15 protein-coding genes are annotated in these 15,215 nt (G+C 61.5%); 13 read left to right on the plus strand and 2 right to left on the minus strand.

Features of this window, described 5'->3' with window-relative positions:
• The first annotated feature begins 16 nt into the window (after nt 1–16).
• The 5 genes from M6689_RS01160 (at nt 17) to M6689_RS01180 (ending at nt 3,980) form a co-directional block, all read left to right on the plus strand.
• Nucleotides 17–217: a hypothetical protein gene (locus M6689_RS01160; RefSeq protein ID WP_298266811.1), complete on the plus strand. Its 201-nt coding sequence runs from the start codon at nt 17–19 to the stop codon at nt 215–217.
• A 137-nt stretch (nt 218–354) separates the two neighbouring features.
• Nucleotides 355–1,545: a phosphatidylserine/phosphatidylglycerophosphate/cardiolipin synthase family protein gene (locus M6689_RS01165; RefSeq protein ID WP_298266813.1), complete on the plus strand. Its 1,191-nt coding sequence runs from the start codon at nt 355–357 to the stop codon at nt 1,543–1,545.
• 79 nt (nt 1,546–1,624) lie between these two features.
• Entirely contained in the window at nt 1,625–2,305 is a 681-nt protein-coding gene (queC, locus tag M6689_RS01170) for a 7-cyano-7-deazaguanine synthase QueC (protein WP_298266815.1), read from the plus strand.
• Nucleotides 2,306–2,313: 8 nt separating this feature from the next.
• A complete protein-coding gene (gene folE2, locus M6689_RS01175; protein ID WP_298266817.1) occupies nt 2,314–3,129 on the plus strand; it encodes a GTP cyclohydrolase FolE2 in 816 nt (271 codons plus the stop codon).
• A 152-nt stretch (nt 3,130–3,281) separates the two neighbouring features.
• Nucleotides 3,282–3,980 (plus strand): TIGR04282 family arsenosugar biosynthesis glycosyltransferase, encoded by a 699-nt coding sequence (locus M6689_RS01180; RefSeq protein ID WP_298266820.1) that lies wholly within the window; start codon nt 3,282–3,284, stop codon nt 3,978–3,980.
• Here the strand turns inward: M6689_RS01180 and ilvA are convergent.
• Both ilvA and M6689_RS01190 read right to left on the minus strand, forming a co-directional pair.
• On the minus strand, nt 3,934–5,139 hold the full coding sequence (gene ilvA, locus M6689_RS01185) for a threonine ammonia-lyase (RefSeq protein ID WP_298266822.1): 1,206 nt from the start codon (nt 5,137–5,139) through the stop codon (nt 3,934–3,936). The two genes, M6689_RS01180 and ilvA, sit on opposite strands and share 47 nt — an antisense overlap.
• 23 nt (nt 5,140–5,162) lie before the next feature.
• The gene (locus M6689_RS01190) at nt 5,163–6,170 is read right to left on the minus strand and encodes a cation diffusion facilitator family transporter (RefSeq protein WP_298266824.1); all 1,008 of its coding nucleotides are present in this window, start codon (nt 6,168–6,170) and stop codon (nt 5,163–5,165) included.
• A 163-nt stretch (nt 6,171–6,333) separates the two neighbouring features.
• On the opposite strand from M6689_RS01190, the gene trxB reads away from it, so the two are divergent.
• The 8 genes from trxB to secD all read left to right on the plus strand — a co-directional run bounded on the left by trxB (nt 6,334) and on the right by secD (nt 15,206).
• Nucleotides 6,334–7,284 (plus strand): thioredoxin-disulfide reductase, encoded by a 951-nt coding sequence (gene trxB / locus M6689_RS01195; RefSeq protein WP_298266826.1) that lies wholly within the window; start codon nt 6,334–6,336, stop codon nt 7,282–7,284.
• 79 nt (nt 7,285–7,363) lie between these two features.
• Nucleotides 7,364–8,893, plus strand: coding sequence for a YifB family Mg chelatase-like AAA ATPase (locus M6689_RS01200; protein WP_298266828.1), 1,530 nt, complete (start codon nt 7,364–7,366; stop codon nt 8,891–8,893).
• Between the two features lie 137 nt (nt 8,894–9,030).
• On the plus strand, nt 9,031–9,330 hold the full coding sequence (locus M6689_RS01205) for a nucleotidyltransferase family protein (protein WP_298266832.1): 300 nt from the start codon (nt 9,031–9,033) through the stop codon (nt 9,328–9,330).
• The gene (locus tag M6689_RS01210) at nt 9,314–9,664 is read left to right on the plus strand and encodes a DUF86 domain-containing protein (RefSeq protein ID WP_298266835.1); all 351 of its coding nucleotides are present in this window, start codon (nt 9,314–9,316) and stop codon (nt 9,662–9,664) included. The genes M6689_RS01205 and M6689_RS01210 overlap by 17 nt, the downstream gene beginning before the upstream one ends.
• Nucleotides 9,661–10,236: an ATP-binding protein gene (locus M6689_RS01215; protein WP_298266838.1), complete on the plus strand. Its 576-nt coding sequence runs from the start codon at nt 9,661–9,663 to the stop codon at nt 10,234–10,236. Before M6689_RS01210 ends, M6689_RS01215 begins: the two co-directional genes overlap by 4 nt.
• 147 nt (nt 10,237–10,383) lie before the next feature.
• Nucleotides 10,384–12,240, plus strand: a complete 1,857-nt coding sequence (locus tag M6689_RS01220) for a cation:proton antiporter (protein ID WP_298266841.1) — start codon at nt 10,384–10,386, stop codon at nt 12,238–12,240.
• Between the two features lie 72 nt (nt 12,241–12,312).
• Nucleotides 12,313–12,804, plus strand: coding sequence for a DUF3124 domain-containing protein (locus tag M6689_RS01225; protein WP_298266843.1), 492 nt, complete (start codon nt 12,313–12,315; stop codon nt 12,802–12,804).
• A gap of 800 nt (nt 12,805–13,604) precedes the next feature.
• Nucleotides 13,605–15,206, plus strand: coding sequence for a protein translocase subunit SecD (secD, locus tag M6689_RS01230; RefSeq protein WP_298266845.1), 1,602 nt, complete (start codon nt 13,605–13,607; stop codon nt 15,204–15,206).
• Nucleotides 15,207–15,215: the final 9 nt, after the last annotated feature.

Genomic DNA, 15,215 nt, shown 5'->3' on the forward strand with positions numbered 1-15,215 from the left:
AAACAGGAGGTGACCCGTGGCGTACAAGGTCAAGACGTTTGGTATGGAGATCCGGCCCATGAAGACCATGCACGAGCTCGCGGAGCTCGATGCCCAGGTCAACAGGTTCGTGGCCGAAAACGGGGTGAAACGGCTCATTTCCGTTTCCGACACCCCCACAACCGATGACACGGGCGAGACCATCGGGCTCGTCAGGGTCATCTCCTACGAGGATTGAGCTTCAGGCGAAGGCGCGGGTTACCCCCCGCGCCTTCGTCGTTTGTGGAGGACGCACAGAGCGCTTTTCCTCCACCTCTTTTCCTCCTTGCCGCCATGCCTTCGCTTGCGCTACCCTGAAACGAGAGCGTAATTCCCATGTCAGTCATTCGCCGCAAGAATATCCGTGCAGCCGGCCGCCCTCCGCGGTTCCTCCGGTTTTTCCGCAGAAGCGGCGAGGCGTCCCACTCCCGCGGCAACCGGGTGGAACTCTACCGCAGCGGCGGGGAGTTCTTTCCGGCCCTGCTGGCGGCGTGCGCCGAGGCGCGACACCATATCCACGCCGAGTTCTACATCGTGCGCGACGACGCCACCGGCGGCGCCTTCGCCGATGCGCTCCTCGACGCCGCCGACCGGGGTGTGGATGTTTCCCTGATCTACGACTACATCGGCTCCTTCGAGACCCCCGCCGCCTACTTCCGGCGCCTTGAGCGGGGGGGGGTGCGCTGCCTCGCCTTCAATCCGCCGCCGTTTCGCCGCGGCCTCGCCTGGTTCGACAAACGCGACCACCGCAAGATGGCGCTGGTGGACGGGGAGACCGCGTTTGTCTGCGGCGCCAACATCGGCGACGAGTACTCGGGATTCGGTCGTGCCGCCGAGCGGTGGCGTGACGTGGGGGTGCGGATCGACGGCCCGGCGGTGGCGGCGCTCGTGCATCTGTTCCGGGAGTTCTGGCAGGAGGAGGGGGGGCGGGTCCCTTCCTGCTGGCTCGCCGAGGAGGTTCCCGTGGCCGGGATGGGGGACGCCGAAGTGATGGTCGTGGCGGGCGGTCCCCACCGCAGCCGCTCGTTCATCCGCAACGCCTTCCTGGCCGCCATGGCCGGGGCCACCGAGTCGATCCGGATCATGAACCCGTACTTCGTGCCCGGTCCGCGGGTGGTCCGCTCGCTCCTGCGGGCGGTCCGGCGTGGGGTCAGGGTCCAGCTCGTCCTCCCCGCCAAGAACGACGTCCCCCTCGTGGGGCTCGTGAGCCGGAGCTACTACGCCCCCCTTCTGCGGGGGGGGATCGAGATCCATGAGCGGCAGGGGCCGGTTCTCCACGCCAAGGTGATGCTGATCGACGACTGGTGGGGGGTGGTCGGCTCCGCCAACCTCGACAACCGGAGCTTCCATCGCAACTTCGAGGTGAACGCCATCGTCGTGAGCCGCGACTTCGGCTGCCAGGTGGCCGACATGTTCGCCGCCGACCTGGCCGGTTCCCGCGCCGTGGTGCTCGAAGAGCACGAGCGCCGCGGCTGGCGTGTCCGTCTCCTGGAACGGCTCTGCGGCTCGGTGAGCTGGTTTCTGTAGTTGTCTCCCCTTTTCCCATGAGGTAGGATGGAGTCCGAACGAACACAAAGGGCGCGAAAAGTGCGCGCCGGGGGGATCCATGTCGAAAAAAGCCGTCGTCCTCTACAGCGGGGGACTCGATTCCACCACCTGTCTCGCCATGGCCCGGGCCGAAGGGTTTGAACCCTACGCCATGAGCTTCTCCTACGGCCAGCGGCACCGGCACGAGCTGGAGGTGGCGAAGGCCAACGCCCGGCATTTCGGGGCGGTGGACCACATGGTGGTGGAGTTCGACCTCCGCAAGGTGGGGGGGAGCGCCCTGACCGCCGACATCGCCGTGCCGAAGGAGGGGGTGGGGGCGGACATCCCGGTCACCTATGTCCCGGCCCGCAACACCATCTTCCTCTCCTTCGCCCTCGGCTGGGCCGAGGTCCTGGGGGCCTTCGACATCTTCATCGGGGTGAACGCCCTCGACTACTCGGGGTATCCCGACTGCCGCCCCGAGTACATCGCCGCCTACGAGACGATGGCGAACCTGGCCACCAGGGCCGGTGTCGAGGGGACGGGGCGGTTCCGCATCCACACCCCCCTCATCCACCTCACCAAGGCGGAGATCATCCGCAAAGGGCTTGAGCTCGGCGTCGATTACGGCCGCACCCACTCCTGCTACGACCCGACCCCCGAGGGACTCGCCTGCGGCCTCTGCGACTCCTGCCGCCTGCGGCTGAAAGGGTTTGCCGAGGCGGGGGTGGCGGACCCGGTGAAATACGTCAAACGGTGAACGGTGATATGGATAACCCGAAACTCAAAACTCAAAACTCAAAACTCCTGCGCGACGTCCAGAAGACCCCCGACACCCGCAAGATCCCCATCAGCAAGGTGGGGGTGAAGGATATCTCCTACCCGATCGTGGTGATGGACAAGAACCGGAAGTTCCAGCAGACCGTGGCTCGGGTGAACATGTACGTGGATCTCCCCCACCACTTCAAGGGGACCCACATGAGCCGCTTCATCGAGATCCTCAACGCCTACCGGGAGGAGATCGCCCTCGACAAGATGGAGTCGATCCTCCAGAGGATGAAGGAGAAGCTCGGCGCCTCCTCGGCCCACCTGGAGATCGAGTTTCCCTACTTCATCGAGAAGCGCGCCCCGGTCTCCGGCGCCCGCAGCCTCATGGAGTATACCTGTTCCTTCGTCGGCACCCTGGGGGAGGAGTTCGACTTCGTTCTCGGGGTGACGGTGCCGGTCACCTCCCTCTGTCCCTGCAGTAAGGAGCTTTCGCGCTACGGTGCCCATAACCAGCGCAGCGCCATCACGGTGCGGGTCCGGTACAGCGATTTCATCTGGATCGAGGATCTGGTGGCGATGATCGAGGAGTGCGGTTCGAGCCCGGTCTGGTCGCTCCTGAAGCGGGAGGACGAGAAGTTCGTCACCGAGCGGGCCTACGAGAATCCGAAGTTCGTCGAGGATATCGTCCGGGAGGCAACCCAGCGGCTCCTGTCGCTGGAGGCCATCACCTGGTTCTCGGTGGAGGCGGAGAATTACGAGTCGATCCACAAGCATTCGGCCTACGCGGCCATCGAGCGGGACCGGCGAAAAAAATGATGATCATTTTTTCATTTGCGCACGTTGTTTGCTTTGCCGCAACCTTCGCTCTGTTGACAACGGTTGTGGATAACTGTGTGGAAAAGGTCCAAAGTTGTGGATAAGGCTAGCTGTTATCCCCGCCGCAACTCCCCCCGGACCCCTCTTTTGCCATGTCAAAAACACTGTTGATCTTCGCCAAAAAACCGACTCCGGGGCGTGTAAAGACCAGGCTCGTGCCGCCGCTTTCGGCGGATGACGCCGCAGAGCTCTACCGTTGCATGCTGTTTGACGTTCTCAGGAAGGTTGGCCAAATGACGGGTGTCGATCGCCAGCTCTGCTACGAGGAGGGGGAGGGGGCATATTTCAGGGATGCCCTTCCGGAGTGGGAGCTCTTCCCCCAGGAGGGGAATGATCTGGGGGAGCGGATGGGGGGGGCGTTTCGCCGGGCGTTCGACCGGGGGTACGGCCGGGTAGCCATTATCGGCACCGATTCCCCCGACCTGCCGGTTGCCTTCATCGGGCGGGCCTACGAGCTGCTGGCGGATCCGGCCGTCGATGCGGTGTTCGGACCGAGCGAGGACGGGGGATATTACCTCCTCGCCCTGAAGCGCTTTCATCCGGCGCTCTTTGCCGCCATTCCCTGGTCGACGGGGGAGGTGCTGGAGCGCTCCCTCGCCCGGGCGGCGGAGGCGGGACTGGCGACGACGCTTCTTCCCCCCTGGTACGACGTGGATACGGCCGACGACCTGCGGCGGCCGGCTCTGGTGGCGCCGGAGAGCACCGCTCCCCTGACCCGGGAATTCCTCCTGGGGCTTGCGCGCCTCACTTCACCACATCCACCTCGTACCCCCGCCGCAGGTGGTCGATGACCTCCTCTATGTGCTCGTAGCCCCGGGTCTCCAGCTCCAGCAGGACTTCGGTCTTGCCGAGGGGGAGATCCTTGGAGCGGCGCTCGTGGGTGATGAGTGAGATGTTGGCGCGGGTGGCGGCGATGTCGGTGGCAAGCCCCGCCAGGGAGCCGGGGATGTCGTCGAGGATCACCTTGAGCTTCAGATAGCGTCCCGCGGCGAGGAGCCCCCGTTCGACCACCGTGGCGATGGTCTTCACGTCGATGTTTCCCCCCGACAAGACGCAGACGGTCTTACCGGCCGGCTTCCCCGCCTTGCCGTTCAGAAGGGCCGCCAGGGTTACCGCCCCGGCCCCCTCCACGAGAAGCTTGGTCCGCTCCAGCAACGCCACGATGGCGAGGGCGATCTCCTCCTCGTCCACCAGCACCACCTCGTCCACCAGCTCCCGCACGATGGGGAAGGTGTTCTTCCCCACCTTCTTCACGGCGATGCCGTCGGCCAGCGTCACCGTGAGGGGGGCCTCCAGGATCTTTCCCCTTTTTACCGAATAGTGCATGGAGGGGGCGGCCTTCGACTCCACGCCGACGATCCGGACGCGGGGGTGGGTCTCCTTCACCGCCGTGGCGATCCCCGCGATGAGACCGCCCCCACCGATGGGGACGAGGATCGTCCCGACGTCGGGGAGCTCTTCGAGGATCTCCAGCCCGATGGTCCCCTGGCCCGCCATGACGAGGTGGTCGTCGAAGGGGTGAACGAAGAGCGCCCCGCTCTCCTTCTGGGTCTGGATGGCGGCGGCATAGGCCTCGTCAAAGTTCTTTCCCGCCAGCACCACGTCGGCCCCGTACTCCCTGGTCGCCTGCACCTTCTGGGGAGGGGTGCTCTCCGGCATGAAGACCGTGGCCCTTACCCCCAGGAGGTCGGCGGAGAAGGCGACCCCCTGGGCGTGGTTTCCCGCCGAGGCGGTGATGACCCCGCGGGTCAGCTTCTCCCGGGGCTGGGCGAGCATGAAGTTGAGGGCGCCGCGGATCTTGAAGGAGCCGGTCCGCTGCAGGTTCTCGCACTTGAAGTGGACCGGAATCCCGAGCCGTTCGCTGAAGTGGTGGGAGTGGATCAACTCGGTGCGCCGCACCCGCTTCTTGAGGCGATCGGCGGCTTCGTGGATCAGGGAGTAGGGGAGCATGGCGTCGGGGTACTCCTGGACGGTCAGTGGGTGTGGCCGTGATCGTGGGGGTGGTCGTGGCCGCAGGCGTGGCCGTGGGTATGGTGATGGTCGTGGCCGTGATGGTCATGGGTCTGGCCGTGGCGGGGACGGTGGCGCAGCTCCTTGATGACCGGAGCCTCGACGCACATGGTGCACTCGGCCTGGAGGGTAGTGTGGGAGATGTGGTAGCGCTCGAAGAGAAACTCCTCGATCCGCCGCAGCACCTCCGCCTGCTGCGCCTTGTACTCCGGCCTGACGTCCACGTGGGCTGAGAGCGCCAGGATGTGGGAGCAGATGGTCCAGATGTTCAGGTGGTGGACGGTGTTCACCCCTTCCAGGTCTACGATGGCGTCGGCGACCCCCTGGGTGGTCATCCCCCGGGGGACCCCTTCGAGGAGGATGTGGGTCGACTCCCGGATCACGCGCCACGACCCGGCGAAGATGACGCAGCCGATGGCGATGGAGATGATGGCGTCCAGAAGGTACCAGTTGGTGTAGTAGATGATGGCGCCGCCGATGATGACCCCCAGCGATGCGGCGGCGTCGCCGATCACGTGGAGAAAGGCGCTGCGGACGTTGAGGTCGTCGTGGGAGTGGCCGTGAAGGGCCGAGGCGGCCACGAGGTTCATCGCCAGGCCGATGGCGGCGATGACGAGCATCGGGACGCTCTTCACCTCCTGGGGGCTGAAGAGGCGTCCCCACGCCTCGTAGAAGATGCCGAGCGCCATGAGGAAGACCGTGGCGCCGTTGATGAAGGAGGCAAAGACCTCGGTCCGGTGCCAGCCGAAAGTGCGGGTGTCGGAGGCGGGAAACGACGAGAGTTTGATGGCCGCCAGGGAGAGGATGAGGGCGAAGAGGTCGAGGAAGACGTGGGCCGCGTCGGAAAGGAGCGCCAGGGAGTTGGTCCAGATGCCGCCGGCGATCTCGGCCAGCAGCGTCAGGGTCGTCAGGGCTATGGCGTACTTGAACCTTCCGGTGATACTCTGGTCAAGGTGTGTCTCGGCGTGCATCGGATACCTCGCAAAGCGGCCGGGACCGGGGCCCCGGTGATCCCTTCATGAGAAAAAGTGTAGCAGAGCACTCCCCACCGGTCAATCGGAATGAACCGCTCCCCCTTGCAATTTCGCGCCGTAGCTGGTATTGTAGCGCCACCGTTTTTTGGAGGTTTTTAATATGGATGTCGTCCACCACCGGCTTCTGATCCTCGGTTCCGGTCCCGCCGGCTACACTGCCGCCGTCTACGCGGCCCGGGCCAACCTGAGCCCCGCACTCATCACCGGCCTCCAGCAAGGGGGGCAGCTCATGACCACCACCGACGTGGACAACTGGCCCGGCGACGCCGATGGCGTCCTCGGCCCCGACCTGATGGAGCGGATGCGTCTGCACGCCGAGCGGTTCAACACCACCTTCATTCATGACCATATCAACAAGGCGAATCTCCTGGAGCGCCCCTTCCGCCTGGAGGGAGACAACGGAGTCTATACCTGCGACGCCCTCATCATCGCCACCGGGGCGTCGGCCCGCTATCTCGGGCTGCCGTCGGAGGAGAGGTTCAAGGGGAAGGGAGTTTCCGCCTGCGCCACCTGCGACGGTTTCTTCTACCGCGGCAAGGAAGTGGCGGTCATCGGTGGCGGCAACACCGCCGTGGAAGAGGCCCTCTACCTCTCCCACATCGCGAGCCACGTCACCGTCATCCACCGCCGCGACCGGCTCCGCGCCGAGAAGATTCTCGCCGACAAGCTGATCGAGAAGACCAAGGGGGGGAACGTCACCATCGAGTGGAACCACGTCCTCGACGAGGTCCTGGGGGACGAGTCGGGGGTGACCGGCATCAGGGTCTGCCACCGCAGCGGCTCCACCAAGGAAATTCCGGTGCACGGCGTCTTCATCGCCATCGGGCACACCCCCAATACCGAGCTCTTTACCGACCAACTCGACATGGAGAACGGCTACATCCGGACCCTCTGCGGCAACGAGGGGAACGTGACCGCCACGAGCATCCCCGGGGTCTTCGCCGCCGGCGACGTCCAGGACACGATCTACCGCCAGGCGATCACCTCCGCCGGCACCGGCTGCATGGCCGCGCTTGATGCCGAGCGCTACCTGGATATGCAAAAATCGTGAGACGTAAGACGTGAATAGCCTATTCAGTCTTTAGTCTCTTGCTTCCTGCGTCTCACTTCTCACATCTCACGGGGTTCATATGTTAGCCAAGGCCCTTTCCAGCGCCCTGCTCGGGATCGACGCCGTGATCGTCGACGTGGAAGTCGATATCGCCCAGGGGCTGCCCCAGTTCGCCACCGTAGGGCTCCCCGACGGCGCCGTGAAGGAGAGTAAGGACCGGGTCAAGTCGGCCCTGAAGAACAGCGGCTACGAGTTCCCTCCCCGCAGGATCACCGTCAACCTGGCCCCCGCCGACCTGAAGAAGGAAGGGGCCGCCTTCGATCTCCCCATCTCCGTCGGCATCCTTGCCGCCACCGGCGTGGTGAAGGGGGAGCGACTCAGGGAGTATCTCCTCCTCGGCGAACTCTCCCTCGACGGGGGGGTCAAGCCGGTGCGGGGATGCCTCCCGGTGGCGGTCGCCGCCCGCGACGCGGGGATTCGCGGCATCATCGTCCCGCAGGAAAACGCCCCCGAGGGGGCCGTTGTCGAGGGGATCGACGTGGTCGGCGTCTCGGAGCTCGCCGAGGTGGTGGAGGTTCTGAACGGCAGCCGGGAAATCGCCCCCCACCGGGTCGATGTGGCGGCCCTCTTCGAGCAGGGGACCGATGCGGGCGACGACTTCTCCGAGGTGAAGGGGCAGGAACACGCCAAGCGGGCACTGGAGGTGGCGGCGGCCGGCTCTCACAACATCATCATGATCGGGCCCCCGGGCTCGGGGAAGACCATGCTGTCGCGCCGCATCCCGACCATCCTCCCCCGCATGTCGTTCGAGGAGGCGATCGAGACCACCAAGGTCTATAGCGTCATGGGCCTTCTGGACCGGGAAAACGCCCTGGTCGCCCAGAGGCCCTTCAGAAGCCCTCATCATACAATTTCGGATATTGGACTTATTGGCGGCGGCAACACCCCCCGCCCCGGCGAGGTGAGTCTCTCGCACCACGGCGTCCTCTTCCTCGACGAGCTCCCGGAGTTCAAGAAGCACGTCCTCGAAGTCCTCCGCCAGCCGCTGGAGGACGGTCGGGTCTCCATCTCCCGGGCCCTCATGTCACTTACCTATCCCTCCCGCTTCATGCTCGTTGCGGCTATGAACCCCTGCCCCTGCGGCTACCTCGGCGACCCCCTCCACCCCTGCTCCTGCACCCCGCTCATGGTCCAGCGCTATCGCTCCCGCATCTCGGGGCCGCTGCTCGACCGGATCGACATCCACATCGAAGTGCCGGCCGTCAAGTACCGCGAGCTGGCCGACGGCCGCGAAGGAGAGAGTTCCGGCGCCATCGGCAGCCGCGTGGAGCAGGCCCGCGAAGTCCAGCGGGAACGCTTCCGGGGCTCCCGTGTCCACAGCAACGCCCAGATGACCCCCCGCTTCATCAAGAAGTACTGCGAGCCCGAGGCCGCCGGCAGCCGGCTGCTGGAACTCGTCACCGACCGCCTGGGGCTCTCGGCCCGCTCCTACAGCCGCATCCTCAAGGTGGCCCGCACCATCGCCGACCTGGAGGGGAGCGAGGGAATCAGGGAGAACCACATCTCCGAGGCGATCCAGTACCGCAGTCTGGACCGCAAGACTTCCTGAAAGGACCGGCTTGTGCGGGGGAGCTTCTCTTGTGTCAACCGTATCTGAGTTTCGATGCATGAAAGCGATGATTTTGAGGGGCTTTTCGGTATAATTTTTTTGCCGGCAGACGCAGTCTGATGGAGGAGAGTCTTTCAATGACCCGCAACGAAATAATGGCACGGATCCGCCAGCATGACGATTTCCTCATCGCGCACGGGGTGAGACGGATTGGCCTCTTTGGTTCGTACGCGCGAGGGGAGGAGCGCGAGGAAAGCGACATCGACCTGATCGTAGAGTTCGACGTCGGGAAGAAAAACTACGACAACTTCATCGAGCTCTGCTTCTTTCTCGAAGACCTGCTCGGCCACAAGGTTGACCTCCTTACCCCTGAATCCCTCAGCCCATTTATCCGCCCCTACATCGAAAAAGATGTCCACTATGAAACCATCCATTAGCTACTGTGAGCATATCCTGGCAGAAGCGGAGTATCTCACGAAGGCTTCCGCGGGAACTTCGCGCGCGGCCTTCCTTGCTGATGAGACGCTGAAAAGGGCGTTTGTCAGGAGTCTGGAGATCATCGGCGAGGCGGTGAAGCAGATCCCCGATGACTTCCGCGCCGTGTATCCGCAGGTCGAGTGGCGGAAGATGGCCGGGACGCGGGATAAGCTCATCCACGACTATCTGGGAGTCGACTACGAGCTTGTCTGGGATATCGTCCAGAGCAAGATACCGGACCTCAGGAGAGCGATGGAGGGGATAATTGCAGAAGAAAAGCGGCAGGAAGGTTGAGAGGGTGGAGAGTTCGGGGCCAGCGCTCCATCTCCCGGGCGCTCATGTCCCTTACCTATCCCTCCCGCTTCATGCTCGTTGCGGCTATGAACCCCTGCAAGTGCGGCCAAAGTGGCGAAAATTCAGCTAGTTGTACCTGCACGCCGCGTGAGATCCACCAGTACCGTTCGAGAATTTCCGGGCCGCTTCTCGACCGGATCGACATCCACATCGAGGTGCCGGCGGTGAAGTACCGTGACCTGGCGGACCGGGCCGAGGGGGAGAGCTCGGCTGAGATCGTCAAGAGGGTGGAACGGGCGCGGGAGATCCAGCTGGAGCGCTTCAGGGGGACCAAGGTCCACTGCAACGCCCACATGGGGTCACGGCAGATTCGGAAGTTCTGCGAACCGGATGCCGGCGGACATCGGCTGCTGGAGGTTGTGACTGAAAAGCTCGGTTTCTTGGCCCGGGCCTACACACGGATTCTCAAGGTGGCAAGAACGATTGCAGACCTTGAAGGGACTGAGTCGATTCGTGAGCAGCATATCGCCGAGGCGATTCAGTACCGGAGTCTGGACAGGAAAAATCTGTAAAGCTCATTCGCAACGTAATCATACATCCTTCAAAAATAGGAATCCTATCCCTGTTTTCTAACGCGTATTCTCTCTGCGTAGTTCGTCTCACCTGCTATACCTATTTTTTGATTACATGATTGACAGGGTGGAGGATTTCAGAGCGATATGCATGAGTTTGAACTGATCCTGACAATAACGGGCAGCCTTGCTGCCGCGCTGCTCCTTGGCTACGTGACACAACGTCTGGGTCTGTCACCGATTGTCGGCTATCTTTTGGCTGGAATCGCCGTTGGACCATTTACACCCGGTTTCATTGCCAACCAAGAGATGGCGCAGCAGTTCGCCGAAATCGGCGTCATACTCCTGATGTTCGGCATCGGGTTGCAGTTTCATTTCAAGGAACTTCTGGATGTTCGACGCGTAGCCATTCCCGGAGCCATATGTCAAAGTGCCGTAGCGACCGTTCTCGGATACCTGGTTGCCCGAGGACTCGGTTGGAGTTGGTCGGCTGGGCTTGTTTTCGGCCTCGCAATTTCTGTAGCGAGCACGGTCGTTCTACTCCGCGTACTGGTGGACAATAACGACCTGCACACCCCGACCGGTCACATCGCAGTCGGCTGGCTCGTGGTCGAGGACATATTCACCGTCTTCCTGCTGGTCCTGCTCCCCATGTTCTTCGGGGCCGGAAAGTCTGACACGGGAAGCGTTCCCATCGTCCTCGGACTCTCCCTGCTAAAGATCGCCCTTCTTGCCACTCTCACCTTCTTCGTTGGCGGACGACTCATTCCTTGGCTCCTTGGTCACGTGGCTGCCACGCGTTCGCGGGAGCTCTTCACCCTGACAGTCCTGGTTCTTGCCTTGGGGATCGCTGTCGGGTCCGCCAAGCTGTTCGGCGTCTCGATGGCCTTGGGGGCATTCCTCGCGGGGATGGTGGTTAGACAGTCGGAATTCAGCCTTCGAGCCGCCTCAGAGGCGCTGCCGATGCGGGACGCATTTGCCGTCCTCTTTTTTGTCTCGGTGGGGATGCTCTTCAACCCTGCCCACCTGGTGGAGGCGCCGGGGCTCGTGGCTGCCACCCTCGCCATTATTCTGCTGGGAAAGCCGCTGGCGGCATTGGGGATTGTGCTGGCCCTGGGCTACGCCCCACATGTCGCCCTGTCCGTTGCCGTAGCCCTTGCGCAGATCGGGGAATTCTCGTTCATCCTGGCTACAGTCGGTCGAGGTCTGGGTATTCTGGAGGAGAGCGCCTCCAATACGCTTGTTGCCGCGTCGATCGTCTCTATCAGCCTGAATCCTCTCCTTTACCGGCTCATCCACCCCATGGAGAAATGGGCAAGAGGTAGCGGCCTGTGGCGCATGCTCGAAGCAAGGGCAAGACATGTAATCCATAAAGTAGCCGAAGGAATGATCGGTCATGTGCCGCTTTCACAGGACCGGGCTGTCGTGGTGGGCCATGGACCGACGGGGAGGACGGTTGCCCGCCTGCTCAAGGAAAACGGAATCGCCCCGATAATTATCGAGTTGAACCTGGACACCGTGCGTGAGCTCCGCGCCGCGGGTTTGCCATCCATCTACGGCGACGCTTCGCACCGGGAAACATTACAGGAGGCGGGGGTGGAATATGCGGTAGCCCTCATCCTCACCTCCGCCGGAATGCACGGCAGTGAAGAGGTGATCAGTCTGGCGCGCGAACTCAATCCCCGTCTCCGCGTAATCGCCCGGGCGAATTACCTCCGGGACATTCCCGCCTTGCGCCGGGCCGGCGCCGACGCCGTCTTCTCGGGCGAAGGAGAAGTGGCGCTCAACATGACCGAGCTTATCCTCCGCCAGCTCGGCGCCACCTCCGAGCAGATCGACCGTGAGCGGGAACGGATGAGGTCCGAGCTGTTCGGCGGCCCTGTGGCCATGGGACCACTTGTATCGATACCGGATGGACCCGGTGCTGATGAGCTTGATCGGACGCACGGTGATAGCAAGCCTGGGCAAAACTCGTCAGATGATGATGCCAAGCTTGACAGATGACACGGCTGTCGACAATGTGCAGCCTATGATACTGCTCGTTTGATTCAATAAGATGGCTGAAGGGAGATCGTTATGCGGGATAGTGGCGTTTTCCGGTTATCCGTACTCGTTGCGTTGTTCTGTCTTACTTTTGGGGCGGTCCCAACGCCCGGTTGGCCGGCATCATCCGAAGTCAGGCTGTCTAAGGGGCAGACCGTCTATGTGCCGGTCTACTCCAACGTCTTCAGCGGGCCGAGGAGCCGCCCCTTCCATCTGGCGACGACGCTGAGCATCAGAAGCACCGACCTCTCGGCCTCTTTCCGGGTTACCTCAATTGACTACTACGACACGAACGGTAAACTGGTCCGCCGCTATCTCGAAAAGCCCATTGTCCTGGGGCCTCTGGCATCCTCCTACATCCACATCGAGGAAAAAGACGTGAGCGGAGGGTTCGGCGCCAACTTCATCGTCAAATGGGAAGCCGACAGGGTTATCAACGCCCCGATAATTGAGTGCGTCATGATCGGAGCCACTGGGGGGCAAGGGATATCGTTCGTGAGCCCCGGTCAAGAGATCAAGGAATGAGTACCGTCCCTTTTGTCCAGTAACCGGACTCGATTCCGAGCAATGATGGCAAGCTGCTGAATTTTATTTCTTGCAACCTGTAACAGATTGATATATGTATGGTTTTATGAAATTGTTCGGGACCTGTCTCATACACAGGAAATATCTGCTGCCGTTGCTCCTGACGGTATCAGTATTTTTCATTTCCCAAGGGATATGCGTCCCCAACTTTTCCAGTCTTCAGGAAGCAAGACTTTCCAAACTGCAGGAGGCCAAACCGCGGTCCCTGGTCGTTGTCAAAGACCAGATAAAATCTCCTCAATCAAGAGTCTTAAAAACTGCCCCGTTTCTTGATCTATGCAACAAAGTTGACGTAATCGATCGACCAAGCTTTCGTTTCTCTGCCTTCAACCATGAGTCCCATGCCGCTGTCTCTGTTTTAGATTCGACTGTTCCCGCCAGAGCACCTCCCGCTTAACTCTACAAATCCATAGCTCCACCTGAAACTCGATATTTTTGCCATCGCTATTCTGAGCGGTGCAAAGATGTCCGATCGTCCCGTCATTCGCTTGTCAGTTGACGAAATGATGACAAGAGTCCGCGTCAGCGTGCAGATTCTTTATCCTCATTCCGCAATATGGTGATGTCAGTCTGTGCCGTAATCCGAGCCTGCTGATTTGCCCGAGGGAATCCCTTGCCGTCTTGTTGACGGCGCAGGGAGAGGTTTCCCTGGACGCGCTATTTCTGGCCCATCATCTAATTGTCTGACATGAGTTGGCCATCCTGTCACAGAGGGCCGACATAAAATAAGGAGCATAACCATGACCAAGAGTCTTACATGGCGCGTGAGCCTGATTGCGGTATTCATGCTGCTATCTTTTCTTTATCTTACGCCGACGTTGATCACCAAACTTCCTTCATGGTGGACCGGAATCCTCCCCAAGGACAAAATCCATCTTGGTCTTGATCTTCAGGGTGGCACCCATCTCGTTATGGAGGTCGAAACGCAAAAGGCGGTAGAAGGCACCCTCGACCTGATCGCTTCAGACCTTGAAGATACGCTGAATGCCCGGAACATCAGGTACAAGCGGGTTGCCAGGGTTGGCGCAGACCTCCTCCAGGTGACGCTCTACGACAAGGCGACCGCCGAAGATGTGCAGCAGCAGATAAAGAAAAAATATCCCGAGTTGGAACAGCTTCCTCCGTTCGATGAGGGGGGATTTGTGAGTCTCCAGCTCCGCATGGACAAGAATGCGGTGCAGGACAGAAAGGATAAGGCGGTTGCGCAGGCTCTTGAAACCATCCGCAACAGGATCGACCAGTTTGGGGTAACTGAGCCGGTTATCCAGCGGGAAGGGATCAACCATATCGTCGTCCAGCTTCCCGGCATCAAAGACCCGAAACGGGCCATCGAGCTGATCGGCAAGACTGCCCGCCTCGAATTCAAACTGGTTGACGAGAACATCAGCGCGGCTACCGCCACTCCCGGAACCATACCCGAGGACGATGAAGTCCTCCTGGAGAAGAGGCCTGACCCGTCTACCGGTGCAGTTTCGGACACGCCGCTGGTCGTGAAGAAAAAGGCGATGATCACCGGGGATCTCCTGACCGATGCCCAGGTGCGGATCGATTCGCAGTTCAACCAGCCCTATGTGGCAATCGAATTCAACTCGACCGGCGCCAGGCTGTTCGATCAGGTGACCGCCGCCAACGTCGGAAAGCGGTTTGCCATCGTGCTCGACAACAATATTTATTCGGCACCGGTAATTCGAGAGCGGATTTCCGGCGGCAGCGCCCAGATATCCGGTTCCTTCAGCGAGAAAGAAGCTGCCGATCTGGCCATCGTGCTGCGTGCCGGCTCGCTTCCCGCCCCGGTCAAGATCGTTCAGAATGTCACGGTAGGACCTTCTATAGGCCAGGATTCGATCAACAAGGGCCTGCTTGCCGGACTGGTCGGGGTGGCACTTGTCGTCGTTTTCATGGCGGTTTACTACCGGATGGCGGGAATGGTGGCGAATCTCGGCATGGTGCTGAACGTCCTCTATCTGATGGGGGCGCTGGCGGCCCTCGGCGCAACCCTGACCTTGCCCGGCATCGCCGCCATCGTCCTGTTGGTCGGGATGTCGGTTGATTCGAACGTCCTCATTTTTGAGCGGATCAAGGAGGAAATCAGGCTGGGCAGGACACCCAGGATGAGTCTCGATGCGGGTTATGACAAGGCGTTCCTGACCATCATGGACTCTCACGTCACGACACTGATCACAGCTGCGGTACTCTTCCAGTTCGGCACCGGACCGGTCAAAGGCTTTGCGGTCTCGTTAAGCCTTGGCATTATCATAAACCTCTTCACATCGCTGGTGGCAACAAGGGTGACCTTTGACGCCGTCCTTCGCCGTTTCGATGTGAAAAAGCTCAGCATTTAGGAGGCAATA

The organism is Geobacter sp., from assembly GCF_027327745.1.
Taxonomy (GTDB): Bacteria; Desulfobacterota; Desulfuromonadia; order Geobacterales; family Geobacteraceae; genus Geobacter.

What these genes read in the sequence shown, in the direction of transcription:
- M6689_RS01200 (WP_298266828.1), top strand. Translation starts at nt 7,364, where the DNA reads ATGTTAGCCAAGGCCCTTTCCAGCGCCCTGCTCGGGATCGACGCCGTG.
- M6689_RS01190 (WP_298266824.1), bottom strand. Translation starts at nt 6,170, where the DNA reads ATGCACGCCGAGACACACCTTGACCAGAGTATCACCGGAAGGTTCAAG.
- ilvA (WP_298266822.1), bottom strand. Translation starts at nt 5,139, where the DNA reads ATGCTCCCCTACTCCCTGATCCACGAAGCCGCCGATCGCCTCAAGAAG.
- M6689_RS01180 (WP_298266820.1), top strand. Translation starts at nt 3,282, where the DNA reads ATGTCAAAAACACTGTTGATCTTCGCCAAAAAACCGACTCCGGGGCGT.
- M6689_RS01225 (WP_298266843.1), top strand. Translation starts at nt 12,313, where the DNA reads ATGCGGGATAGTGGCGTTTTCCGGTTATCCGTACTCGTTGCGTTGTTC.
- trxB (WP_298266826.1), top strand. Translation starts at nt 6,334, where the DNA reads ATGGATGTCGTCCACCACCGGCTTCTGATCCTCGGTTCCGGTCCCGCC.
- M6689_RS01210 (WP_298266835.1), top strand. Translation starts at nt 9,314, where the DNA reads ATGAAACCATCCATTAGCTACTGTGAGCATATCCTGGCAGAAGCGGAG.
- M6689_RS01165 (WP_298266813.1), top strand. Translation starts at nt 355, where the DNA reads ATGTCAGTCATTCGCCGCAAGAATATCCGTGCAGCCGGCCGCCCTCCG.
- M6689_RS01205 (WP_298266832.1), top strand. Translation starts at nt 9,031, where the DNA reads ATGACCCGCAACGAAATAATGGCACGGATCCGCCAGCATGACGATTTC.
- M6689_RS01220 (WP_298266841.1), top strand. Translation starts at nt 10,384, where the DNA reads ATGCATGAGTTTGAACTGATCCTGACAATAACGGGCAGCCTTGCTGCC.
- queC (WP_298266815.1), top strand. Translation starts at nt 1,625, where the DNA reads ATGTCGAAAAAAGCCGTCGTCCTCTACAGCGGGGGACTCGATTCCACC.
- secD (WP_298266845.1), top strand. Translation starts at nt 13,605, where the DNA reads ATGACCAAGAGTCTTACATGGCGCGTGAGCCTGATTGCGGTATTCATG.
- folE2 (WP_298266817.1), top strand. Translation starts at nt 2,314, where the DNA reads ATGGATAACCCGAAACTCAAAACTCAAAACTCAAAACTCCTGCGCGAC.